This window comes from Pelagicoccus enzymogenes, from assembly GCF_014803405.1.
Classification (GTDB): Bacteria; Verrucomicrobiota; Verrucomicrobiia; order Opitutales; family Opitutaceae; genus Pelagicoccus; species Pelagicoccus enzymogenes.
On the sequence record NZ_JACYFG010000040.1, the window covers coordinates 349,691 to 372,443 of the forward strand.

At 58.3% G+C, this 22,753-nt stretch carries 18 protein-coding genes; 6 read left to right on the forward strand and 12 right to left on the reverse strand.

The features are described from left to right. Nucleotides 1-20: 20 nt before the first annotated feature. From IEN85_RS17690 to IEN85_RS17705, 4 genes are read right to left on the reverse strand one after another with little or no spacing between them, the layout of a single operon-like run. Nucleotides 21-1,280, reverse strand: coding sequence for a hybrid sensor histidine kinase/response regulator (locus IEN85_RS17690; protein ID WP_191618437.1), 1,260 nt, complete (start codon nucleotides 1,278-1,280; stop codon nucleotides 21-23). Beyond that, on the reverse strand, nucleotides 1,277-3,964 hold the full coding sequence (locus IEN85_RS17695; protein ID WP_191618438.1) for an ATP-binding response regulator: 2,688 nt from the start codon (nucleotides 3,962-3,964) through the stop codon (nucleotides 1,277-1,279). Before IEN85_RS17695 ends, IEN85_RS17690 begins: the two co-directional genes overlap by 4 nt. Next, a complete protein-coding gene (locus IEN85_RS17700) occupies nucleotides 3,957-5,387 on the reverse strand; it encodes a methyltransferase (protein WP_191618439.1) in 1,431 nt (476 codons plus the stop codon). The genes IEN85_RS17695 and IEN85_RS17700 overlap by 8 nt, the downstream gene beginning before the upstream one ends. Continuing rightward, nucleotides 5,387-6,460: a hybrid sensor histidine kinase/response regulator gene (locus IEN85_RS17705; RefSeq protein WP_191618440.1), complete on the reverse strand. Its 1,074-nt coding sequence runs from the start codon at nucleotides 6,458-6,460 to the stop codon at nucleotides 5,387-5,389. The genes IEN85_RS17700 and IEN85_RS17705 overlap by 1 nt, the downstream gene beginning before the upstream one ends. Nucleotides 6,461-6,793: 333 nt before the next feature. Between IEN85_RS17705 and IEN85_RS17710 the strand changes: the two genes are divergently transcribed. After that, nucleotides 6,794-8,533 carry an ABC transporter ATP-binding protein gene (locus IEN85_RS17710; protein ID WP_191618441.1) on the forward strand — a complete coding sequence of 580 codons (1,740 nt, stop codon included), beginning with the start codon at nucleotides 6,794-6,796 and terminating at the stop codon, nucleotides 8,531-8,533. Between the two features lie 100 nt (nucleotides 8,534-8,633). Further along, the gene (gene cmoA, locus IEN85_RS17715) at nucleotides 8,634-9,374 is read left to right on the forward strand and encodes a carboxy-S-adenosyl-L-methionine synthase CmoA (RefSeq protein ID WP_191618442.1); all 741 of its coding nucleotides are present in this window, start codon (nucleotides 8,634-8,636) and stop codon (nucleotides 9,372-9,374) included. Between the two features lie 36 nt (nucleotides 9,375-9,410). Here cmoA and IEN85_RS17720 read toward each other — a convergent pair whose 3' ends face one another. The 4 genes from IEN85_RS17720 to IEN85_RS17735 are packed head-to-tail and all read right to left on the reverse strand — an operon-like array spanning nucleotide 9,411 to nucleotide 14,555. Continuing rightward, the gene (locus IEN85_RS17720; RefSeq protein WP_191618443.1) at nucleotides 9,411-9,827 is read right to left on the reverse strand and encodes a DoxX family protein; all 417 of its coding nucleotides are present in this window, start codon (nucleotides 9,825-9,827) and stop codon (nucleotides 9,411-9,413) included. Nucleotides 9,828-9,838: 11 nt separating this feature from the next. After that, complete coding sequence (locus tag IEN85_RS17725; protein ID WP_191618444.1) at nucleotides 9,839-11,407, reverse strand: FMN-binding glutamate synthase family protein; 1,569 nt, start codon at nucleotides 11,405-11,407, stop codon at nucleotides 9,839-9,841. Nucleotides 11,408-11,431: 24 nt separating this feature from the next. After that, nucleotides 11,432-12,874, reverse strand: a complete 1,443-nt coding sequence (locus IEN85_RS17730) for an aldehyde dehydrogenase family protein (protein WP_191618445.1) — start codon at nucleotides 12,872-12,874, stop codon at nucleotides 11,432-11,434. A gap of 34 nt (nucleotides 12,875-12,908) precedes the next feature. Next, on the reverse strand, nucleotides 12,909-14,555 hold the full coding sequence (locus tag IEN85_RS17735) for an acetolactate synthase large subunit (protein WP_191618446.1): 1,647 nt from the start codon (nucleotides 14,553-14,555) through the stop codon (nucleotides 12,909-12,911). A 170-nt stretch (nucleotides 14,556-14,725) separates the two neighbouring features. Between IEN85_RS17735 and cmoB the strand changes: the two genes are divergently transcribed. From cmoB to IEN85_RS17750, 3 genes are all read left to right on the forward strand, one after another. Further along, nucleotides 14,726-15,718, forward strand: coding sequence for a tRNA 5-methoxyuridine(34)/uridine 5-oxyacetic acid(34) synthase CmoB (gene cmoB, locus IEN85_RS17740; RefSeq protein ID WP_191618447.1), 993 nt, complete (start codon nucleotides 14,726-14,728; stop codon nucleotides 15,716-15,718). A 2-nt stretch (nucleotides 15,719-15,720) separates the two neighbouring features. Beyond that, the gene (locus tag IEN85_RS17745) at nucleotides 15,721-16,011 is read left to right on the forward strand and encodes a hypothetical protein (RefSeq protein WP_191618448.1); all 291 of its coding nucleotides are present in this window, start codon (nucleotides 15,721-15,723) and stop codon (nucleotides 16,009-16,011) included. 75 nt (nucleotides 16,012-16,086) lie between these two features. Next, on the forward strand, nucleotides 16,087-18,402 hold the full coding sequence (locus tag IEN85_RS17750) for a cation:proton antiporter domain-containing protein (RefSeq protein WP_191618449.1): 2,316 nt from the start codon (nucleotides 16,087-16,089) through the stop codon (nucleotides 18,400-18,402). Nucleotides 18,403-18,430: 28 nt separating this feature from the next. On the opposite strand, the gene IEN85_RS17755 is transcribed toward IEN85_RS17750, so the two are convergent. The 4 genes from IEN85_RS17755 to IEN85_RS17770 form a co-directional block, all read right to left on the reverse strand. After that, on the reverse strand, nucleotides 18,431-18,985 hold the full coding sequence (locus IEN85_RS17755; protein WP_191618450.1) for a PqiC family protein: 555 nt from the start codon (nucleotides 18,983-18,985) through the stop codon (nucleotides 18,431-18,433). Next, nucleotides 18,982-20,619 (reverse strand): intermembrane transport protein PqiB, encoded by a 1,638-nt coding sequence (gene pqiB, locus IEN85_RS17760; protein WP_191618451.1) that lies wholly within the window; start codon nucleotides 20,617-20,619, stop codon nucleotides 18,982-18,984. Before pqiB ends, IEN85_RS17755 begins: the two co-directional genes overlap by 4 nt. Next, nucleotides 20,612-21,118, reverse strand: coding sequence for a paraquat-inducible protein A (locus IEN85_RS17765; protein ID WP_224772702.1), 507 nt, complete (start codon nucleotides 21,116-21,118; stop codon nucleotides 20,612-20,614). Before IEN85_RS17765 ends, pqiB begins: the two co-directional genes overlap by 8 nt. 139 nt (nucleotides 21,119-21,257) lie before the next feature. Further along, the gene (locus tag IEN85_RS17770) at nucleotides 21,258-21,875 is read right to left on the reverse strand and encodes a paraquat-inducible protein A (RefSeq protein ID WP_191618453.1); all 618 of its coding nucleotides are present in this window, start codon (nucleotides 21,873-21,875) and stop codon (nucleotides 21,258-21,260) included. A gap of 176 nt (nucleotides 21,876-22,051) precedes the next feature. On the opposite strand from IEN85_RS17770, the gene IEN85_RS17775 reads away from it, so the two are divergent. Beyond that, entirely contained in the window at nucleotides 22,052-22,744 is a 693-nt protein-coding gene (locus IEN85_RS17775) for a hypothetical protein (protein WP_191618454.1), read from the forward strand. The last annotated feature ends 9 nt before the right edge of the window (nucleotides 22,745-22,753 follow it).

Sequence of the window (22,753 nt, forward strand, 5' to 3'; positions counted from 1 at the left end):
GTTTACTCTTCGCCAACATTTTATTCTCCGATCAACTTCTTCTCCCAAGCGCGCTCAGCTTCCATCACACGCTGCAGAAAGGCTTCTTCGCCTTGCAAGGAGGGCATCGAACTGGGGTCCACAGGCAACCAGATATCGAAACGCACACCGCCTTGCTCAGACTTTTCAGCGCTAATCGTACCGGAATGATGGTGCACCAGAAAAAAGGCCGCCAGCAAGTTGATTCCGTACTGATCAGGCTGTCCCCTACGGGTGAAGAAGGGATCGAATAGGCACTGCAGGTTCTCCGTGGTGAGCCCCGGGCCATCATCTTCCAAGACCACGTGAACCCCAGCCTTGTCGTCGACCGACGCCTGAGGCTCCAAGAAAATCCTCAAAGCCCCGCCTTCGTTCGCGTTGGCGCTCTCGTCGCGCAGCAGCAGATCAAACAAGCGGGCGATCATGCCCCGACTGGCAGCGATAGCAGGCACTTCCGCCGCGCTGAAGTCTACCGAAATGGAACGATTCGCCAACTCGCCCTTCACTCGCTCCAGGGCATCGCGGATCACTACGTTTAGGTCCACCTGGTCGTCGTCCGGCACCGGAGGCGGTTCCGGAATCTCCTGAACCTCCTTGAGCAAATCCAAGACCTTCTGCATCGACTCTTGGGCAGTCGCGTAAAAATCGTTCCAGTAGTTGGGATTTCGCAAGCTCTCCAAGCTCACGTTTTCGCTCTGCAACTTGAGCGGGGCCAAATCTAAAAAGGTCTTCACCGCCGTCAGGCCGTTGCGCATGTGGTGGTTCAAGCCCGCGGCAAACACGCCCAAGCTGATCAAGCGGTCCGTCATCATGAGACGCTGCAGGGCGGATAGCTTTTCCCGCATCAGCAAATCGCGCTCCCGCTGGATCAAGTAGAACTCCATAGCCCGCATGATGTTCATCTCAAGCTCCGGCGTTTCCACCGGCTTGGTGATGTACTTGTAAATCGCGCCCTTGTTGACCGAGTCGATGGCTGCGTCGATATCCGCGTAGGCTGTGCAGAGGATGCGGATCGTGCGCGGCCGCAGGCTGCGGATCTTCTCCAGCAGGTCCGTTCCCTGGTCGCCGGGCATTCGCTGGTCCGTCACCACCACTGCAAATGAGTCCGGGTCTTCCTCGAACTTCGTCCAAGCCTCCTCCGCATTGTACGCGGGCACGACTTCAAACGTATCCATGAGGTACTCACAGACGAGGTCCGTAGTCTGCACTTCGTCGTCCACGAATAGGACACGGTATTTTTGGTAGTCGTATTGGCCTGTCATTTAGAATTGGATACAGAGTTGATAATTTGGGAATACACAGGAAAAGTCATCGAAAATCTGCACCACTTGCCTGCTTCGCTTTCGACGGAGACCGTTCCCTGATGTTGTTGGATTATACGATGACAAATACTTAAGCCCAAGCCCACACCTTGTCCAACCTTCTTGGTGGTAAAGAAGGCGTCAAAAATGCGGTTCAAGGTCTCTTGCTCGATCCCCATCCCGTTGTCTTCGAAGCTCAAGTGCACGCGCTCCGCATCCACGCGGCAACGAACCTGGATCTGCAAGCCTTCCCCGCCCTTCTCGCGCAAGCTGTCCACCGAGTTCTGCAAAAGGTTGATAAAAAGGTGCACCAGCTGGTTTTGGTTGCCCCGAACGAGAGCCTCGCCCTCCAAATCCTTCTTCAAGGTAATCTCCGCCGCTGGGATCTGCACGAAGCGAATCGCATTCCCCAAGGCCTGACAGAGGTCGACCTTCTCGAATCGCGTGGTGTCGGGATGGGTGAACTCGCGCAGGCTGGAAACAATTTCCGAAACGCGACGGATCCCGTCGTGCAAGTCGCCCAAGGGCTTTTCCAACAGCTCCGGATCGGGGTGAGGCGAGCGCGAGAGGCGTTTCTTGATGAGGTGGATCGACGTGGTAGCGAAATTCAAGGGGTTGTTGACCTCGTGCAACAATCCGGCGCTGAGCTGGCCCAGCGACGCCATCTTCGCCTGCTGCACCATTTGCGTCTCGGTCTGCTTGATCAGCTCCAAGGCCTTTTCCAAGCGGGCGGTGCGATCCTCGATCTGCTGCTGCATCTCGTAGACGGAAGCAAGGTTGCGACAGCGGGCCAACAGCTCCGTGGAAGAAAAGGGTTTGGTCAAGAAGTCCGTAGCCCCCGCGTCCAGGGCTTGAAACTTCGACTCCTCGTCGGCCCGCGCCGTCAATATGACGATAGGCACCCCACGGTGGCTGGGCATCTCCCGCAAGCGACGCGTGGCTTCGATCCCGTCCACTCGCGGCATCATGAAGTCGAGCAGGATCAGGTGATGCCGCCGCTTGGCGGCGATCTCCAAAGCTTCGGCGCCGTCTCGCGCCTCATCCACCCGGTAGCGACCTCGCAGCTGGGAACGGAGGAAACGCATCATCTCCGGCTCGTCGTCGGCGATCAAAATGGAGGGACGTTCCTCGTCCACCTCCATCGGAGCCTTGACTTCATCCCTATCGATTCGCTCCTCCGAGGTCGTTTCCGGAGCGACGCCTTGCTTGGGCGATGGGAAGAAGTCCGCCCGGCGATAAAGCTGCTCCAACCACTTCGTATCCACCCCTTCCTTACCTCCTGCAGGCTCGATCGCAACCGGGTCAACCGGCAAGGTCACATCCAAATTAACGTGCATGGACGTTCCTTCGCCAAGAACGCTCTCCGCGGCCACGCTACCGCCGTGCAATTGGGCAAGGTCGCGCACCAGAGCCAGACCGATGCCCACGCCTTGATAGCGACGATTCGACGCTGTCTCGGACTGCCAAAAGCGATCGAAAACGCTTTTCAGCTCTTCGGGAGCGATTCCCTTTCCCGTATCGGCGACTTCGATACGAAGCAGTTTACCGTCACGGCGCCCTCGCAAAACGATCTTGCCACCGGGAGGCGTGAACTTGATCGCGTTGAAGAGCAGATTGAGCAAGATCTTCTCCACCTTTTCCCGATCAAGGTGCACAGTCGCTTCCTCTCCCGGTTCGATCTCCCATGAGAAGTCCAAGTTTCGCTCCTGGGCCATGGGAAAAAACGACCGGCACACGCCCTCCAGGTAAGGCACCAGCTCCACCTTGGCGATGCGCAGCTTTAGCGAGCCCGCATCGAGGCGAACCAAATTCAGCAAGTCGTTGATCAAGCGCATCAGACGCATCGCGTTCTGCTGCATGATGTCCAAGAGCTCCTCCCGCTCTTCTTCGGTAAAGGCCTCGTCGGGCCGACGCATCCGGTCTAGCGGCCCGATCAGCAAGGTCAACGGAGTCCGCAACTCGTGGCTGATGTTGGCGAAGAAGTTGGTCTTGGCCTTGTCCATCTCCACCAACTTCAGGTTCGACGCTTCCAGCTCTGCCCGATTTGCGTCCAATTCATGCCTCAAGCCGAACTCGCGGTAGCGCATTCGATTGAGAAAGTAGCTGCCCGTGACCACGATCACTCCGGTCAGAACGATAAAGTAAAGATTGTTGATTAATAACGAGACCGATGAATCGCCATGAAAATAGCAAGCCGCCCCGTACATGATCAGTGTCAAAAAAACGGATACCAGACTCTCGACGAACTCCACCTGGGCCACCCAGGCCAATCCGATCAACACCAAGTTCAGACCCGCGTAATACGGAGAGAAGACGCCCTCCGTATAGTAGATCATCAAGGCGATGAATAGGGACGGCTGCGTATACCAAAGAATCCCCAGGAAGCGATAGTGCCGCTTGCCAAAGGACTGCCCGAGCGCCCACCAGATTCCGAATACAATCGCCGAACAAAGCACCCGCAGCTGAAAGAAAAAGCCGAGCTCCTCCGGATAGACGAAATAGTCGAGCAATGCCCCGAACGGCATCAATAGCACGACCAGCAGGCAGCCCACTCTCGAGTTGGCGATGCGAAACGACTTGTTGTAAGCGACAAACCGGTCGCGAAGCTCGTCTTCGCTGCCAAAGGATTGCGCCGCCTCACTCATCCGGCTTACGCACTTCCAGGAAGATGTTTACCCCCGTCGCGTCTTTGTGGACCTTCACCGCCTCCGGATCCGCGCCCTTAGGAGCAAGGTTCGCCAGCTCGTCGGCGTTGCGATAGATCAAGTGCCACTCCATCACGTATTCCATCATATAGCGAACCGGATTGCTGGAGTCGACATTGGTGGCGACCAACAAGCCACCGGGAGCCAGCATTTCGTAGAACGTCTCCAAAAGGCGGTGACAGACTCGGTCTGACAAGTAGTCGAAAAGGCCCGCGCAATAGACGACGTCGTAACGCTGCACGCCCTCTTCGGAGTCACCGATCTTCGCTCCCTCGCGCAGGATCTGGTTCACCGAGCGCTGGATCATCCGCAAAGGAGTGGAGCGGCGATGCTTCGCCTTGATGTCTCCAAGAATCTGCGACGTGCGGTCGATGGTTTCCTTGTTGAAGTCAAGCAGGGCGAAGTCCGCTCGCTCGCATAGATCGTCATCCGCCAAAAAGCCCTGCACTTCGCGAGCCGGACCGCAACCGAGATTGAAGATACGGGCCACCTTGCCCGCTCTCATGCGCCGCCGCGTCTCGGAAGAGAGCATCTCCATCAAGTAGGTGATGCGGTTGCGGTGCGCCTCCGCCGGCGGGGCGGCCACGAAAAAGCTGTTCACGATCTTCGCGAAAATGGACGCGCCCTCCTTGGGATCGCGCAGGATCATGTTCACCATCTCGTAGTCGCCCGCATAGCCCAAGGGCTTTTCGTAAGTGCGGTGCACGAAAGGAGCGCACATGACCAGCGGATGAAGTTGGCGGCGGCAATAAGCGCGATGTATGGAGGCAGCTTCCTCGGAAACCCGATCCGTCACCACTTCGAACTTCTTGAACTGCTCTGCCACGACGGGCAGGACCATGGAGTTCACCCGTTCGATCACCTTGACCTCGTTGCGGGCTCGGTCGGGCGGCGGCGAGGAACGAACCGCGATCTCGAGCTGCTCGGTCCAGCGCTGCAAATCGGTCAGCAAGGTTTCGATATCCGATACGATCACCTTCAGCTCCGGAGATACGGCTTCCAACTTGCTCCAATCCTTGATCAGCCGATCGAAGTCGACCGCCAGCCGCTCCACTTGAAGCGCCGGCGAGAGAATCTCCACATCAAGCCAGCTCTCCTCGTCTAGCGTAGCTTCGCATACCAGGACCAAGCCCGTGTTCACCATGTTGCTCACGATTGCCCGGCCACTGTAGACCTTGCGGGAGTTGATGATGATCTCGAACTCGCCAAGGACCTCCGACAGCTGCAGAATGCTGTAGGGATTGTACACCTCGAACGTCACCAAATAACGGGTCATCCGCATCAAGGTCGCCCTCAGCTGAGTCCCTTGGCTGTTGCGGCAAAGGATGATGCTCTCGTTCTCTAAGTCTTGGCTGCTGTTCATCAACAAGCGGGTAACTGGACAGTGAAGGTCGTGCCGCGACCGGGTCGCGAACAAATCGTGATCGAACCCTTGGCTCGCTCGACGATGTGGCGCGCGATGAAGAGACCGAGGCCAGTCCCCTTCTTCTTGGTCGTGTAGCGGGGCTCAAAAACGCGTTGCGTTTCGCTCGGCGGTATTCCGTCTCCGTTGTCGCGAATGGTGAACTCGACCGATCCATTCTTTGGATACGCGCGAATCGTCACCTTGCCCAACGAACGCGGCGAAGCCTCTATCGCGTTCTGCAGCAAGTTTACCAGGATGCGAGCCGTCGCATGTCGATTCAGCTGCGGCGCCAAATCGCTCGGCTCGGCATCGACCACCAGGGCAATGCCTTTCGCCTCGGCTCGCAGGCTCACGAAGCTCGCCGCATCGTGGGCTATCTCCGACAGGCTCGCATACTCCTTGGCCAAAGCATGAGGCTCCGAAAACGCCCTCCACTGGTCGATCAAGGAGCTGAGGTAAGATACGTTCTGCTCGATCATGCGGGTGAGCTTGCGACGGGTCTCTTCGTCATCGCTCCCTTCCTTGAGCAAAAGCGTCAGGGCCTGCAAGCTGGTGAGCGGATTGCTGACGTCGTGCAAGAACGCGGACGAAACCAAGCGTTCGTCTTCTTGCGGGTAGCTCGTCTGAGCCTCGGCAACGCTCAGCTCCGCCTCTTCCACCTCCTCTTCCTCGATCAGCTCCTTCAGCCGCGACCGAAGGACAGCGGCATTGAAGGGCTTGTGCAAGCAGTCGGAGGCTCCCAGCCGCATCGACTCTTCCACTACATCCAAGGTTGCGTAGCCGGTTAGAATAATGACACGCGCCGATCGGTCTACGCTGCGGATCGACCGCAACGCCTCCAAGCCATGCTGGTCCGGCAAGTGCAAATCCAGGATGACCACGCTCGGTTGCAGCGAATCAAAAAGCCGAATTCCTTCTCTCACAGTTTCAGCCGCGTAGGGCTCGTAATCGTCCTTGAGCAGCATCGAAAGCGCGGCGCTCACGGAAGGGTCATCGTCGATGAGCAGGATCTTCTTTTTCGTATTCGTCAAAACGGTACTCTCCCAATTCTTAAAAGGACAGTTGTAGGAGCGCGCGGCAAACATACAAGAGCCAAAGCCCCCTATATTGGGCCTATCTTCCAGACATTCAAGCTTCACTAACTTCCTTTGCTAGAAAAACTTGGGGAATTGATCTAGCGTAATATACCGAACGCTGGAGTACATACCCTAAGCGCAAAAACGCAGGCCAAAACTCAGCACCCGCCGACCTCGCCGCACTCTCTTGTCGACATTTCCACAGATGAGCGAAAATCATAAGGCAGACGACAGACAGAACCAGAACTGATCCGACACAAGCAGCACCATCCGTTTTCAATCCCCCCGATGAAACGAATCGATCCTCTCAAAGCACCTACACTCTTCGGCTTCCTAAGCGCCCAGCAAGGCCCCTTCGCCTGGTTCCATTTCTGGCGGATCTTCAGCATCCTCTCGGTCGTCCCCTTCCCCCTCATTACCCAGTACATCGTCGACCACTCGATCCCGCGCGGCGACCTCGTGGAGATGCTCCTCTTCTGCGGCTACGGAGGCCTCCTCATCCTCATCCACTACGGTGGCATGTTCTTTGCCCTGCGCATCCTTTCCGAGCGAGTGCAGGTCGTGATGGTCACCCTGCGCTCGCGCATCTTCCGCAAGCTGCAATTCATGCACTTCGGTTTCCTCGACAAGACCCAGACCGGACGCCTGCTCAGCAAGTACGCCTTCGACACGCAAAACATCGAAGGCGCCATCATTCCCATCCTCCTCAACATCATCCCCGAGATCATCCGGTCCATCGCCCTCATCGGGGCCCTCGTCTGGATCAACCCCTGGAACGCCCTCTTCGTGTTCACCACCGTTCCCATCTTCGCCCTCATCCGCTTCCGCTACACCGGTCGCATCGAGCGCAAAAACCGCGAGGTCCGCCTTGCCCGCGAACGGCTCACCGGCAAGGCCAGCGAATACATATCAGCCCTGAAGTTGGTTCGCGGATACGGCCAAGAACCGCAAGTCCAAGGCGAGCTCGACGGCGTCAGCGACGCCTATTCCTCCACCCGAGTCAGCCAAATGCTGGTCAACCAAGGCATGAACGTGGCGGTCTTCACCATGCACTCCGCCATCAACATCCTGGCGGTCTGCTTCGGCGCCTACCTCGTCATCGTCGGCAAGATGAGCATCGGGGCCCTCATCGCCCTGGTGGGAGCCCTTCCCACCATCCTCAACCCGATCAACATATTCGCCCAGTTCAGCATCCAGTACCTGCTGGCCGCCGAAAGCTACAACAGCATCAAGGAACTCATCGACTCAGACTACGTCGAGCAATGGCGCGGCCAAGAACGTCCGGAGCGCCTGCGCGGCGCCATCGAGTTCCAGAACGTCTCCTTCGCCTACAAGAAGGACGGGGCCAAGGTCCTCGACAATATCCAGCTGAGCATCGCCCCCGGCGAAAACGTCGCCTTCGTCGGCGGCTCCGGTTCGGGCAAGAGCACCTTGGTCAACCTCCTGCTCGGCCTCTACGCCCCCCTCGAAGGGCACATCCTCATCGACGGCCAAGAGCAAGCCGACATCGACATGCGCCACCTGCGTCGGCAGTGCGCCATCGTCATGCAAGACAGCATTCTGCTTTCGGGCACCATCCTCGACAACATTCGCTTCGGCCGCCCCGAAGCCAGCGAAGAGGAGGCCATCGAGGCCGCCCGCCAAGCCAACGCCTGGGAGTTCATCTCCCAGCTCCCGGAAGGTCTGCAAACCCGCGTCGGAGAACGCGGAGCCAGCCTCTCCGGCGGCCAACGCCAACGCATCGCCATCGCCCGCGCCATCCTGCGCGACCCGGCTATCCTGGTACTCGACGAGGCCACTTCCGCTCTCGACAACGAGAGCGAACGCCTCGTACAGAAAGCCCTCGAAACCCTCGCCCACGGACGGACCACCATCACCATCGCCCACCGCCTCAGCACCATCCGCAGCGCCGACCGCATCGTAGTGGTCGAGTCAGGACGAATCGCTGAAAGCGGAAGCTACGACGAGTTGGCCGCAAAGGAGGGATCCAAGTTCCAAACCCTCCTCGCCGCCCAAAACGGCGTTTGATTGCCCCTTGGAGGAAGCGAGCTCTCAACGGGCGAAGCTCGTTTGCCGCGCAAAGACTGTTGTCACGCGAATGCCCAGCGGCCAAAGATAGGGCCTCACCATGCCAGAGCCGAAAGCCAACAAAGACCAAGTCTACGCCGACCCACGCGCCCAAGTCGCCGCCTTCGCATTCGACGAGCGTGTCGCCGACGTGTTCGACGACATGATCCGCCGCTCCGTCCCTGGCTACGGCATGACGCTTTCCCTGCTCGGCATCATCGCCCAGCACTACGCCAAGCCCGGCACCCGCATCTACGACCTCGGCTGCTCCCTCGGCGCCGGCATCGCATCCATGGGAGCCCAGCTCACGACCCCTGACGTCAGCTTCGTCGGCGTCGACAACTCCGCCGCCATGCTGGACCGCTGCCGTCCCAATCTCGCCACAGTCGAGAAACAGCATACCGTCGAGCTACTCTGCCAGGACATTCAAAAAACCCCCATCGAAAACGCGTCCATCGTCGCCCTCAACTTTACCCTCCAGTTCATTCCCAAGGACGAACGGCTGGAGCTTCTCACCCGCATCCGCGAGGGCCTCGCCCCCGGCGGCATCCTCGTGCTCTCCGAGAAAATCCTTTTCGACGACCCGCAAATCCAGGCCGACCTCACCACCCTGCATCACGACTTCAAGCGCTCCCAAGGCTACAGCGACCTCGAGATCGCGCAAAAGCGAGCGGCAATCGAAAACGTGCTCGTCCCAGAAACCATCGACGCCCACGAGGCACGCCTCTCTGCAGCCGGCTTCGCCCGCGACGAGATCTGGCTGCAGTGCTTCAACTTCGCCTCCTTCCTCGCCTTCAAGTGAAAGCCCCCGCGAGGAGGTTGATATCGTCTCCTCTCCCTAGGTGCCGCGCTTCGATCGATGCGCCTTCCCGCCGAACATAGCGTTTAAAAAAAGGATCTTTTCGCGTCGCAAATAAGCGATGGCCCCGCACAACGTCCAAGCCGCCGTCGCCATGATGGCGGATGACAAAGCGGAACCCGAGAAACCCAGCTCCGTTGCATGGGCGATCAGGGCACCGCTCATCAATCCCCAGCCCAATATCGCTCCCCACGCCACTCCTTGCGGGAACAGCAGCAGCAAGATCGCGACCAGTTCCAGTCCCGCTACAATGTAGCGTCCTGTCGGCTCCATGCCAAGCGTAGTGAAATTTTGGATAGCCGCCTCCGCTCCAGCGAACTTGAAATAGACGGCCGGCCCCAAAACGAGGGCCACCACTACCTGAAAGATCCAACTGCAAACCAGGGAAGATTTCATAACAAATAGGCTTACGATTTTTCCCGCAGATCCTCCAGCGTCTTCTTCAAGCTGGGGTCTTCCTGCACCATGCGATACAGATTGCTGCCGGTTGGTATAAACAAATCGTCAACCGTCAGCTCCGTCGGACAAGCCTTGCCCATCGCCACGGTGACCTCCTCTAAATCGTGCAAAGTATTTTCGATATAATGTTTCACCCGTGGGGCCTTGTCCTCCACGACAAGCCCTGCCTGCAGCTTGGGATTTTGTGTCGTAATTCCCACAGGACACGTGTTGTTGCCACACTCTCGGGATTGAATACAGCCGAGCGCGAGCATGAAGCCGCGTGCGCTGTAAATCGCGTCTGCCCCTAGGGCGAACGCGATGCTCTGCCGGGCCGCATTGATGAGCTTGCCAGCCGCAAAGACCTTCACCCGGTCTCTCACGCCCAACGATTTCAGGGTTTGTACCACCCCGTGAAGAGCTGGGTAAAGCGGCATGCCCATGTAGTCGAGAAAGGTTTTCGGCGCGGCACCAGTGCCCCCTTCGCCTCCATCCACGCTGATCCAGTCGGGAAAGGTTTCTTGGCGAGCACACTCCTTTACGAAGGCTTCAAACTCATCAAGCGAACCAATACACATTTTGCACCCAACTGGGATGTCTACCAACTTTTGGATACGCTGAATAAAACGCACCGTAGTCTCCAAATCCTCGCACTCCTTGTGGTACGGAGGGGAAATCGCGTCTTCGCCCAGCGGTATGCCGCGCATCTCCGCGATCTCCTTCGATATCTTCTCCTTGGGCAGCATCCCTCCCTTTCCCGGCTTCGCTCCTTGGGAAAACTTGATCTCGAGCATCTTCACCTTTTCATTCCCCGCGATCTCCTTGAGCTTCTCTTCGTCAAGGTCGCCCTCTTCGGTCCGTACGCCAAACTTGGCCGTGCCCAATTGGAAGATGATGTCGGCATCTTCCATGAAGTGGTATTTTGGATACCCACCTTCACCGCAATTCATGGGTATCCCAGCTTCAGCCGCTCCTCGCCCTATCGCCCGTATCGCGTGGCTCCCCAAAGCCCCATAGCTCATGGCGCTCACCATGAACGGTTTGGTCAAGGTATACGGCCTTTCCACTCCCCGCACGTCCCCGAGCGTCAGCCGATAGGGTTTCCGCTCCGGCTCACGGGTTGGAAACATGGTGTGACGCAACTTGATCTCGTTGGAGTCATACTCCATGAGCGTGCCAAACGAATCGACCGACTCCACATTCTTGGCCTTGCGGTAAACCTCAGCTCTTTCCAAGCGGTTGAAGGGACGTTCTTCCCGGTCTCCCATGAACCAATACTGGCGGAACTCAGGACCGAGGCTCTCGATTAGATAACGCCCCTGCCCCAAGACCCCAAAATTTCGCAAGATCGTATGCTCCTTTTGCACATGCCGGTAAAAGAAGTTCACGATCAGCAAAAAGGTAGCGGCCACCGTGAGAAAATGGAAATAGAAAGACACGAAGTATCCCGCCGCAAAAAAACCGAACGGCAGGGCCAGGACCACCGCGTTGGTGGTGGCAGCCAATTTGTGCAGATCGGTGCGGAGCGCTTTGGGCATGGTCGTCGGGGCTTCTAGCCGAATCTAGTTCGAGCGAATCACAAGGCTGCGAATTTCGGTCATGTCCTCGATCGCATAGCGCGGTCCTTCGCGCCCCAAGCCACTGTCCTTGACCCCACCATAAGGCAGATTGTCCACCCGCCACGAAGGCATCTCGTTGATAAGCACTCCGCCGACCTCCAACTCGTCCCAAGCCTTCATCGCGTGATCGATACGCGGGGTAAAAACGCCTGCATGAATCCCGTAGCGGCTATCGTTGGCCATCTCCAGCGCTTCGTCGAAATGCGAAAAGCGATCAATGACCGCGACGGGGCCAAAGACCTCCTCGCTCTGCAAGGGTTGGTCCTTGGGCACTCCACTCATCAAGGTGGGCTCAACCACCGCATCCTTGCGCCCCCCGCCGCACAGAATTTTTCCACCAGCCTCCTTCGCTCTCCGTATCCATTCTTCAATACGCTCCGCTTCGGATTTCGATATGATCGGACCCACGAAGACATCCTCATCCGCCGGGTCACCTGCTTTTAGCTTCTCCGTTTCGGCGACGAGCTTCTTAGTAAACGCATCCGCGACCGACTCATGCACAAGTATCCGCTGTACGGATATACAGCTCTGGCCCGACTGGTAAAAGGCACCCGTGACGACCCGCGACACGGCATCCTCAAGGTCCGCTCCATCGTCGACGATACACACCGCATTGCCGCCAAGCTCGAGAATCACCTTCTTTTTGCCAGCCTTGGACTTAAGCTTCCAGCCGACATCCGGCGAACCGGTGAAGCTCAACAGCTTCAGACGCTCGTCCTCCGTGAAGAGGTCCGCCCCTTCCCGCTTGCAAGGCAGAATCGAAAACGCACCTTCGGGCAATTCCGTTTCCGCCAGGACCTCTCCTATGATCAAAGCTCCCAAGGGAGTCCTACTTGCCGGCTTCAGGACGAAGGGGCAGCCCGCGGCGATTGCGGGAGCCACCTTGTGGGCCGTCAAGTTGAGCGGAAAGTTGAAGGGAGAGATGAAGGAGCAAGGACCTATAGGGACCCGCTTAAACATACCGCGATAGCCCTTCGTCCTCTCGCCCAGCTCGAGGTTCAGAACCTCGCCTTGGGGGTCGCGTACCGCTTCATGCGCCGCTATTTGGAAAGTCTCGATCAGTCGCGTCACCTCGCCGCGACTATCCTTGATGGGCTTGCCTGCCTCGATGCGAAGCACGGCGGCGAGTTCTTCCGCCCGCTCTTCGAAGCGTCGGACACAGTGTTCGAGGATCGCCTTTCGCTGGTAAGGGGCAAGCCGCGCCATCGGCTTGGCCGCGTCCGTTGCGGCCGCGATAGCAGACTCGATAGTGTCCACGCCCGCCATCGCTACCCGCGTGACGACCTTTCCAGAGTACTTGTCGGTCACCTCCAAGTCCTGATTGGGCGACTTCGCCTCGTTCGCTAGGTAGAAAGGATAGTTTTGCTTCAACCGTTCGTGTTTCATATTTGGATACGTTTACATGTTGAACGACCTGTATTCAGCCGACCTCCCTGCTCGCTTCGGGAATTTCCTCGAAGAGGGTTTTCACGTTGAGCGAATAATCCACCGGCAGGTCCACCACGTGAACGCCGCCCTCTTCAAAACAGCGTTCCAATCGCGGCAGCAAATCCTCGCTTGCCTCGATCCGATGCCCCTTTGCCCCATAGCTCTCCGCGTAGGAGACAAAATCCGGATTGCCGAAAGTCAGCCCGAAATCCTTGAAGCCCATGTCTTCCTGCTTCCAGCGAATCATGCCGTAGGCCGAGTCGTTCAATATCAAAACCACCAGATCCAGCTCGAGGCGTACCGCCGTCTCCAAGTCTTGAGAGTTCATCATGAACCCTCCGTCCCCGCACACCGCGACAACCTTTTTGCCAGGGTCAACCAACTTGGCCGCAATCGCAGAGGGCAACCCCGCCCCCATGCTCGCCAAAGCGTTGTCGAGCAGCACCGTGTTCGGCATCACGGCCGGATAATCGCGAGCGAACCAGAGTTTGTAGACTCCGTTGTCCAAGGCCAAAACACCGTCGTGCGGCATTGCCTCCCGCAGCAGGGCGACCAGGCGCTGCGGCAGCATTGGAAACCGATCGTCCGCCTCAAGCGGTTCGCGGTACCGCCGCGCAGCCTCGCGGGTCCGCAACGCGAAGTCGAAGTCCCAGTGCGATTGAGGCTCCAATCGCTCGTTGATCTGCCAAACACTGTTGGCGATGTCCCCGATCACCTCCGCTTGCGGGAAATAGACGGGATCTGTTTCGGCCGGCACGAAATTGACGTGAATCACTGTCCGCTCCCCTGAGTTCATGAAGAAAGGAGGCTTCTCCACCACATCGTGTCCCACATTCAATATCAGATCCGAGCACGCCAGAGCCCTGTGCGGGAAGTCGTTGTCCGAGAGCGCCGCATTCCCAAGAAACAACTCGCTCCGCTCGTCTATCACTCCCTTGCCCATCTGCGTAGTGACAAATGGGATACCTTGCTTTTCGGCGAAGGCTCGAAGCATCTTGGAGGTTCGCTTCCGATTCGCCCCCGCACCGACAAGGAGGATGGGCCGACGGCTGCTTCGCAGGAGCTCGCACGCCTGAAGGATCGATTTCTCTTCCGCGACCGGACGACGCCGGGCGCTCGCCTTGATCGGCTTCCCCTCGCCAACCTCCTCGCGCGCCACGTCCTCCGGCAATTCCAGATGCACCGCCCCTGGACGCTCCTCTTCCGCCAAGCTGAACGCGTTGCGAACAAGAGAGGGTATGGCTGAGCCACTCACCACCTGTTTCGCTCGCTTAGTGATGGGAGCCATCATGTCCACCACGTCGATAATCTGAAATTGGCCTTGCTTGCTGCTGTTGATCGGTTTTTGGCCGGTGATCATCAGCAAAGGCATCGCCCCCAACTGGGCATACGCTCCGGCGGTGACCAGATTGGTGGCACCTGGCCCCAGCGTGGAAAGACAGACCCCAGTTTTCCCCGTCAACCGTCCGTAGGTCGACGCCATGAAGCCGGCCGACTGCTCGTGCCTGGTGAGCACGAACTTGATTCGCGAGCGCGATAGGGAATCCAGAAAATCGATGTTTTCCTCCCCCGGGACTCCAAATACATACTCAACTCCCTCGGATTCGAGGCAGGCGACAAACAGATCGGAAGCTTTCATAAGAAGGAAGGTAGGAGGGTTCCTCAAGGCTTACGACTGAGCCCAAGCAGCTGTTGCGGCGAAATCGGTAACAAAGGATTGCCCTTACTCGATTTCTGCCACTACAAGCCGTCCCTAAACCCTCAAGCGAGGCCCGCCTCCATTTCATCAATTGCGTTTTTGAATCGACGATGCAGCCGCCACTTTCCACCTACGAAGATCTCTACAAGCTCCTAGCTGACACGGACCTGGAACCCTGGATCGAGCCGCTTCGCCAAACCGTCGAACCCGCAATCCTCCAGTCCAACAACGGCCACCTCGACAAATGGCTCAACGCCATCGACTCGCTTCCCGATGTAGGAGCGTGCTCGTCACGCGATCTCGCCTCCTCACCCGCCATCCAAATCGGCCGTCCCCAAGACCTCGATACAGCTCAACGAGCCGCCCTCCCCGACACCCTCCACAACTTCCGTCCTTGGCGCAAAGGTCCCTTCGACTTCTTCGGCACCCATGTCGACACCGAATGGCGCTCCGACCTGAAGTGGGATCGCCTGATCGGAGGCATCTCCGACCTTACGGACCGCCTCGTTCTCGATATCGGATGCGGCAGCGGCTACCACTGCTGGCGCATGGCCGGAGCCGGCGCCAAGCTCGCGCTCGGGACCGATCCCTTCCTGCTCTACGTCATGCAGTACCTCGCGGCGAGAAAGTACCTGCAAGAGCCCCCTGTTTGGGTTCTCCCCTTCGGCATCGAAGGCCTTCCTCCAGCGCTTCCCGCCTTCGACACCGTATTCAGCATGGGGATACTCTACCATCGCCGCTCCCCTTTCGACCACCTCTACGAACTGCGCAACTTCCTCCGGCCCGGGGGCGAACTCGTGCTCGAAACCATCGTGGTGGACGGACCCAAGGGACATTCCCTTGTGCCGGACCAGTACTACGCCAAAATGAAAAACGTCTGGTTTATTCCCACGGTCGAAACCCTCGTCCAATGGGTCACCCGCTGCCGCTATCGCGACATCCAAGTGATCGACGTTTCCACCACAACTACCGAAGAGCAACGAGGGACCGAATGGATGGTCTTCGAATCGCTCAGCGACTTCCTCGACCCCAAGGATCCCACAAAAACCATCGAAGGCTACCCCGCCCCCAAACGAGCCGTCATCACCGCCAAAGCTCCCTAAACATGGCCCGCAAGACCAACACCGCCAATTCCTCAAGCCACTCCTCCACCCTCTTTTGGCTGTTCGCCATCTTCATCACATGGATCCCCATCGTGAACGTGGTCATGGTCCTTTACTGGGCCTTCGCCGGCGACAACCCCACTCGGAAGAACTACTTCCGCGCCATTATCATTTGGTTCCTCATTGGCTTCGCCCTCTGGCTCGCCTTCAGCCTAGTGGGCTTGGCCCCCGCTATCGTCGACTTTCTCGACCAAAAGCTAAACGGCAGCGGAAGCAGCGAGCCCCAACAGTAAAACGACACGGCTTGCAGCGCTTCATGCGTTGACGCTCGTTGAAGCGAAAGCAAAGTACCGATACAGACCCTCCGCATGGAAACGACGAACCAACTCCCAATCTACCTCATCCAAGACTTCGCAGTCGTCCTCGTGTCCGCCGCCTTCGCGAGTTGGGTCTGCCGCAAGATCGGGCTTTCCTCCATCGTCGGCTACCTGCTCGCCGGCATCATCGTAGGCACCCCGCAAATTACCTTCCCCTACGTCACGGACGGACTACGCATCCAACTGCTCTCCCAAGTCGGTCTGGTCTTCATCATGTTTTCAATCGGCTTGGGATTCCGCTTGCAACGCTTCAAGCAACTGGGGCTCGGAGTGCTCTTCGCTACGTTCTCCACCGCCATCCTCGTTCTCACCCTCACCCGCTTCCTAGGGGGGCGCCTCGGATTCAGCGCTGCGGAATGCCTGTTTCTCGCGGCGATGCTCATGGTTAGCAGCTCCGCTGTCATTGGAAAGACACTACAAGAGAACGGCCTGACTCACCGCCGCTTCGGTCAACTGGCGCTCGGCATGACCCTCTGCGAGGACATGGTGGCAATCGTCTTGCTCGCATTCCTCGGAGCCTACACCTCCCTGGACGCGTCCGCTAGCAGCGACTGGGGATCCATGCTGGGAAAAGTCGGCATGCTGTTGGGCTTCGCGAGCCTTATCCTCATTCCCGGCCTCATCCTCGTGCCAAAGCTCTTGCGGCGCCTCAGCCAAGGAGGCGAAGCCAATCGCGAGCTAGAAAGCTTGGTCGCCCTAGGCCTGCTCTTCAGCATGGCCTTCCTCACCCTCTACGCTGGCTACTCGCTCGCGCTCGGCGCCTTTCTCTGCGGCATGATCATCGCCGAAACGCCAAAGGTCAGGCTCTTCAACGAGAGCTTTTCCGGACTTCGCGACATGTTCGTTGCCGTCTTCTTCGTAGCGATCGGCATGGCGGTCGACATTACCAAATTCCCCTCCGCCCTGGGACTCATCGCCCTCGGCCTCGGACTCGCCCTGCTGCTGCGTTGGCTCGCGGCTACCCTTTCCCTGCTCCTGGTTGCGGAAGAGCCGGAAGAAGCGCTCAAAGCCGGTCTCTCCCTCACCCCCGTGGGCGAATTCTCCTTCGTCATCGCCGGCATGGGTGTCGCTGCCGGAGCCATCGGCGAAAACTTCCAGATCGCAGCGGTCGGCATCTCCTTCGCAACCACCGTGCTCTCTCCTATCATGATTTCCAAGCGCTCCCAGATCAGTCGCTTGATTCCCATCGGAAAGCTCCCCCTCCTCCCCGCCTATCGCCGACTCTGGCAAAAGATTGGGCAACGCCAAAACCAAAGCCTACTCTGGCGTATCGTAGGCCCGCGCCTCTGGCAAATCGGCGGCTGGCTTGTATTCGTTACAGCACTACTCGTTTTCAGCGAGCCCGTCTCCAACACTCTCCAGCAAAACAACCCCGCATGGAAAAACCACCACAGCTGGATCTATTGGAGCGCCGCCTCCCTGCTCATCTTGGCTCCGACCCTAGCCCTCTTCCGCAACGTAAACGCGATCGCCGCCCTCATCGGCGAATCCGTCTCGCACGGCCTACGCAACCGCAAGACCTTCCGCCAAACCGTGATCGTTCTGGTTCGAGCCCTCGGACTGACCGGCCTTGCCCTCTGGATCGCCAACTTCCTCCCCCTCTCCCTCGATACGCCATACCTGCTGGGCGGCACCGCTCTCACCGTCATGCTTGCCCTCTTTTTCGGCTGGCGCCTGCTTGTCCGCCTGCAAAGCGACGCGGAATTCGCCCTGCACACCACCGTTAGCCAAGAAACGCCCACCGAACGCGGAGCCCGATCCTTGCAGGAAGTCGGTTCAGATTGGGGCGTGCGATTGGAAGACTGGGTCATCGGCGCGTCGGCCCAATCCGGCAAGAGCATCGGCGAGCTTGGCCTCCGCAAACGCTGCGGCGCCACCATCGTCAGCATCGAGCGCCACGGCTATTATCTGCCTACCATCGGTCCAAATACGCACCTCTTTCCCGGCGACCATATATTTGCCACCGGCTCGCAAGAGGAACTGCAAAGGCTCCGCCAGTTCCTATCCGAATCTCCTGCCTTGGAGGACGACGGCATCGACTTCAACGACGCCATCCTCGGCTCCGTGATCGTCGAACCTGGCTCAGCCGCCGAAGGCTCCACCCTCCGAAAACTCAACTGGCCTCGCCTCCTCGGCATCCAAGTCGTCGCCGTGCGCCGCGACGGGCAAGCCCCTGTGCCCCCCTCTCCCGAAGAGCCTCTCAAAGTCGGCGATCACCTGCTACTGGTGGGCACCTCGAAATCGATCGGAGACACGAAACTCCAAACGAGCTCTCCCGAGCCCGAGGAGCCGCCCGAGCGCGGCTAAATGCCAATCGAAAGAATCCAAGAAACAACTACAGATCCGCAGCGATCGCCTTAGCCAAAAGCTCCAACGCCCGCACATGTCCTCGGGCCGCTTCAGCGTAACCGTTGCCCTCCAACCCTGTCTTGATGGAAAAGAGGTGGCCCTGCCCATCCTCGCCTTGCAATCGCCAACCGCCCTTCAGAAGCACGTCGCCCGATTGCGTGACGTGAAAGAGCTCCACTTCCAAATCGATGCGAATGGGCAATACATCCTTGTCCACGTACTTCAGCTGGCCGACGAGTTCCGCTTCCAAGACCCGACGTACGCCCTCCTGCAAAGGCTCGCTCCACAAATGATATTGGGCCGGACGTATCTCTAGATCGGATACCGCCATCATGAGGTTCGCAGCCTGCAGGTAGGCCGGCATCTTCACCTCTGCAATCTCCACGATTCCCCGCCCCACCTCGTGGTTTGATGCTTGCAGCAAGTAGTAGTGAGTCTCTGGTGACGGCCGAGACTGGCACGCACTCAAAGCGATGCCGACAAAAACGAGGAGCCCCGCGATGACGCTTCGGCAACCGACTGTATTCTCAAGGTACTTCATTTGCTAGCCTTCGGTTCTGGATCCGCTTTTGCAGGTTTGGAGAAGAGAATCGCGTTGGGCTGTCGCTCCAACTTCTGGGCGAGCCGCTGCAAGTCCGAGAGCGCCGCGTTCAGCTTGCGAACGCTCGACTCCAGCTCCTCGTAAACCGGCGAATCGGGAGCCACTCCGCGCATTGCCGCTTCGACCGCTTCCAAGGTCGTCTCGAAACGAGCCGGAAGGCCCTGCGTTTGCTCGCTGGAAAAGAGGCTACCCAAGCCTTCGATCATGGCAGAGGAGTTGTCGAACATGCTGCGGGCATGGGCAATCGCATCCCTCACCTCCGTCGTCAACGCAGCCAAGGGCAAGCCATCCACTGTATTCAAAATGTCCACGACACGCCGCTCGATTTGCTCCAATCCGACAGATTGGGTGGGAAAAACGTCATAGCCCCAATCCAGGGCAGCTTCCGCCAGCGGCTCGTCGCTTTGCTGGTAGAAATCGATGCTGACAAACAAGTTGCCCGTGAGCAGGCTTCCACGATGCAACGCAGCTCGCAGGCCAGAAGCCGTGTGCAGCTCCACTAAGCCCTTCATCTTAGCCAAACCTTCCTCCGAGTCGTCCAACTGGAAGTGCCCCGGATAAATGCGGATCAGGGCGGGCACCGGAACCTCGTCCACCCCGAAGAAATCCCGATCGCGAAAGTAGGAGAACGACACGTCCACCACATGCCCTACCTGAATGCCGCGATACTCAACCGGAGCCCCCGTTTTCAGTCCTCGCACCGAGTCATGGAAGAAAAGCAGGTACTCCGCGTAGTGATGGTAAGGAAAACGGTCGATGTCCTCCTGGTTGCTGTAGAGGAGGAAGCTCGCACCATCCTCCACGCTTTTGCCTGGCACTGCTCCCGACGGCAGGTCAAAGGCGATACCCCCCGCCAAGATCGACTCCAGCGAATCTGCGTTGATCGAAAAGCCATCGGCATCCGCCTTCATCTCGATCGCGCTCGCCTTCCAAAAGCGGGTTGGCTCCGTGATCAGAGAATCGTAAGGTGACTCAACAAACACGTCGTAGCGAAACCGGTTGCGCTCAATCTCGAACTCCGCCGCATCGACCTGCCCTACCCTGCGTCCGCGGTAGAGAATGGGATCCCCCAAGTTGATCGCTCCCGAATCCTCGCTGTAGAGCCTCAAGCGCACTCCCTCCGCCGTCGGTGGCGTCATGGGAGGGGCCTCCAAGCCCACGAAATCGATCCGCCGCCGCCCGCTCTTTCCCGGCTCCAGCACAATGTACGCTCCCGACAACAGAGTCCCCACCCCGGAAACCCCACCTAGGCCAATACGGGGACGGGCAACCCAAAACTGCGTTTCATCCGTCAGCAAGGCCGCGGAACTCCGCTTGATGCGAGCCGTCACCGTGACCGACTCGAACCCGTCGCTGAGCTGCACGCTCTCCACAAGCCCGATCTCGATGTTTCGCGTCCTGATCTTCGTCTTTCCCGCCTCGATCCCATCCGCCGTTTCAAACTGGATGGTAACCGTGGGATCCGCATTGACGATGGAATTGAAAAGCATCCAAGCCCCCAGCAAGAGCGCCAGCCCCGGGATGATCCAGACCGACGAGATTCGTCGTTGATTTGTAACTACAGCCTTATCCATCTCTAGACTCCTCGCATTTTCTCTTGGCGATCGCATCCCAAATCAAGCGCGGATCAAACGCATGAGCCGCAAGCATGGTACTGATGACCACCCCCGCGAACGCAAGCCCCGCTGCACCCGATTCGATCCTTAAGAGCGAACCGAACTGTACCAAAGAAACCAATACCGCAACGACGCAAACATCCACCATCGACCAACGCCCGAGCAATTCAGTCCATTCGTAAAGCTTGCTGTGTTGCTCTCGGCTCTGACGATACCCAAACGAGCTGATCCAACAGAGCCACGCGAGCGAAAGAATCTTTGCCACCGGGACCACCACGCTTGCCAAGAAGATGATACTGGCTGGGAAATACGACTCGTGATGCCAAAGCTGGATTACGCCGCCGACAATCGTGCTCTCGGTAGGAGCTCCCAGATATCGAGTGGTCATGATCGGTAACGTGTTGGCCGGCACGTAAAGCACGACTGCGGTGAGCAACCAAGCGACCGTGCGCTGCAAGCTGTGAGGTCTTCGAGCGGCGAGCGGAGACGCGCACACCGCACACGATTTCCCCGCACCTGCTTCGTTCAAGCTGCCACATCGCTCGCATAAACACCTCCCGCTGTCCGCCGCTCGGTAAACCACCTTTTCCACGCTCCTAATCGGCATTGCGATGAAGATCAGAGATTACTCGCTTCGTATCCAAACTCGAATACGCGGCGACAAGGTAAACGACAAAAAACACGAATCCCCAGAACGAGGCGCCAAAGGTCACCTCAGCCAGCGAGGCGATCTTGATCAGGCTGACCAGAGTGCCGACCAAAAAGACGTCGGCCATGCACCAAGGTCCCAGTCGCTCGATCAAAGCCGCCACGTGCCTCCACCGCAAACTCGGCTGGCCTCGCAGAAAGGCAACTGATAGTCCGAAGATAGCCACGCACTGCAAAGCTGGGACTCCCACGAAAAACAAGCCCACCAGACTGCCCAGCAGCGGACGCTCCAATATCATCGCCCACGCCACTCCCACCACCGATGCGGAAGAATCCCCAGCCCCACCGCTTAGGGACAGGTAGCTGAATCCAAGGGCAATAAACAAGGCCACCAAGGAAATGGTAGCAAACGCAGCCACTCGGCGCCATCCGCCACGGAAGCGCTTGGCAACCACGGCTCCGCAGCGAGGGCAGCAAGCAGCCTGCCTTTGCTCTAAGGCTGGAACCTCCATCGGCAAATCGCAATGCGAGCAAGCAATGAGGCGTTGGGGGAAGTCGTCAGGCATCAATCGAGGAGGACAGGAGCCACAAACTGCCCCGCTGAGCTCGAGAGGTCAAGCGCCGCTGCTCAAAGCAAACCTACAACGCCACCGAACCGATCGCCTCGCAGAAATTTTAAGATTTCACCCCCACAGAAATGAGCTAATCTGACTGGCGAATCCATAACCCCACCAACTCTGTCATGAAAAGAAGACCTATAACAGTCGTCCTCTACGCCCTCGCAATCTTTTGCCTCGTCGGCTGCGAATCCACCTCCAGTTCCGGAATCTCAACCCGCACCCTTTCCAAAGTCGCAAAACCGGGCGAGGGCTACGTCCTTTTCAGCTTCACCTTCGCTGGCGAAATTGAACCGCCGGGCAGCGAAAAAGTAGTGCCGCGCTTCGACAGCTACACCTTCAAAATCCGTCCCCTCGGGGACCCGTTCACAACCTACGAGGTCGGCCTCGTCTCCACCAGCCAAGGCGGCTACTACCGAGACTTCGACGTGAGACAAGGCATGGGCTTCGTTTTCGCGGAACCCCTGCCAGCTGGCGAATACGAACTCTTCAGCTACGAGGTCACCCTGCAAACCTTGATGAAGAAGACAGCCATCTACCCACAGGCCCAAGCAAGCATCCCCTTTACCGTATCAGAAAATCAATACAGCTACCTGGGACGGATCGAGTGCCAGCACAAATTCGAAAATCTTGAAACCGATTGGACAAACCTCATTCACCCCTCCGGTCTCACCTTGTCTTGGAGCGACCACCAGTCCGAGGACAAGTCCCACGCCTACATGAAATTTCCCCACCTGATCCCCCTCACGCTGCGTGAGGACAAGATCGGAAGCCAAATAGAATCCCTCAACGGCCCTACCAATTCGATCCTTTTTTAGAAGCTCGCC

Bases quoted from the DNA above. Each gene is read 5' to 3' on its own strand.
- IEN85_RS17690 (WP_191618437.1), bottom strand. From the start codon at position 1,280: ATGACAGGCCAATACGACTACCAAAAATACCGTGTCCTATTCGTGGAC.
- IEN85_RS17695 (WP_191618438.1), bottom strand. From the start codon at position 3,964: ATGAGTGAGGCGGCGCAATCCTTTGGCAGCGAAGACGAGCTTCGCGAC.
- IEN85_RS17700 (WP_191618439.1), bottom strand. From the start codon at position 5,387: ATGAACAGCAGCCAAGACTTAGAGAACGAGAGCATCATCCTTTGCCGC.
- IEN85_RS17710 (WP_191618441.1), top strand. From the start codon at position 6,794: ATGAAACGAATCGATCCTCTCAAAGCACCTACACTCTTCGGCTTCCTA.
- cmoA (WP_191618442.1), top strand. From the start codon at position 8,634: ATGCCAGAGCCGAAAGCCAACAAAGACCAAGTCTACGCCGACCCACGC.
- IEN85_RS17720 (WP_191618443.1), bottom strand. From the start codon at position 9,827: ATGAAATCTTCCCTGGTTTGCAGTTGGATCTTTCAGGTAGTGGTGGCC.
- IEN85_RS17725 (WP_191618444.1), bottom strand. From the start codon at position 11,407: ATGCCCAAAGCGCTCCGCACCGATCTGCACAAATTGGCTGCCACCACC.
- IEN85_RS17730 (WP_191618445.1), bottom strand. From the start codon at position 12,874: ATGAAACACGAACGGTTGAAGCAAAACTATCCTTTCTACCTAGCGAAC.
- IEN85_RS17735 (WP_191618446.1), bottom strand. From the start codon at position 14,555: ATGAAAGCTTCCGATCTGTTTGTCGCCTGCCTCGAATCCGAGGGAGTT.
- cmoB (WP_191618447.1), top strand. From the start codon at position 14,726: ATGCAGCCGCCACTTTCCACCTACGAAGATCTCTACAAGCTCCTAGCT.
- IEN85_RS17745 (WP_191618448.1), top strand. From the start codon at position 15,721: ATGGCCCGCAAGACCAACACCGCCAATTCCTCAAGCCACTCCTCCACC.
- IEN85_RS17750 (WP_191618449.1), top strand. From the start codon at position 16,087: ATGGAAACGACGAACCAACTCCCAATCTACCTCATCCAAGACTTCGCA.
- IEN85_RS17755 (WP_191618450.1), bottom strand. From the start codon at position 18,985: ATGAAGTACCTTGAGAATACAGTCGGTTGCCGAAGCGTCATCGCGGGG.
- pqiB (WP_191618451.1), bottom strand. From the start codon at position 20,619: ATGGATAAGGCTGTAGTTACAAATCAACGACGAATCTCGTCGGTCTGG.
- IEN85_RS17770 (WP_191618453.1), bottom strand. From the start codon at position 21,875: ATGCCTGACGACTTCCCCCAACGCCTCATTGCTTGCTCGCATTGCGAT.
- IEN85_RS17775 (WP_191618454.1), top strand. From the start codon at position 22,052: ATGAAAAGAAGACCTATAACAGTCGTCCTCTACGCCCTCGCAATCTTT.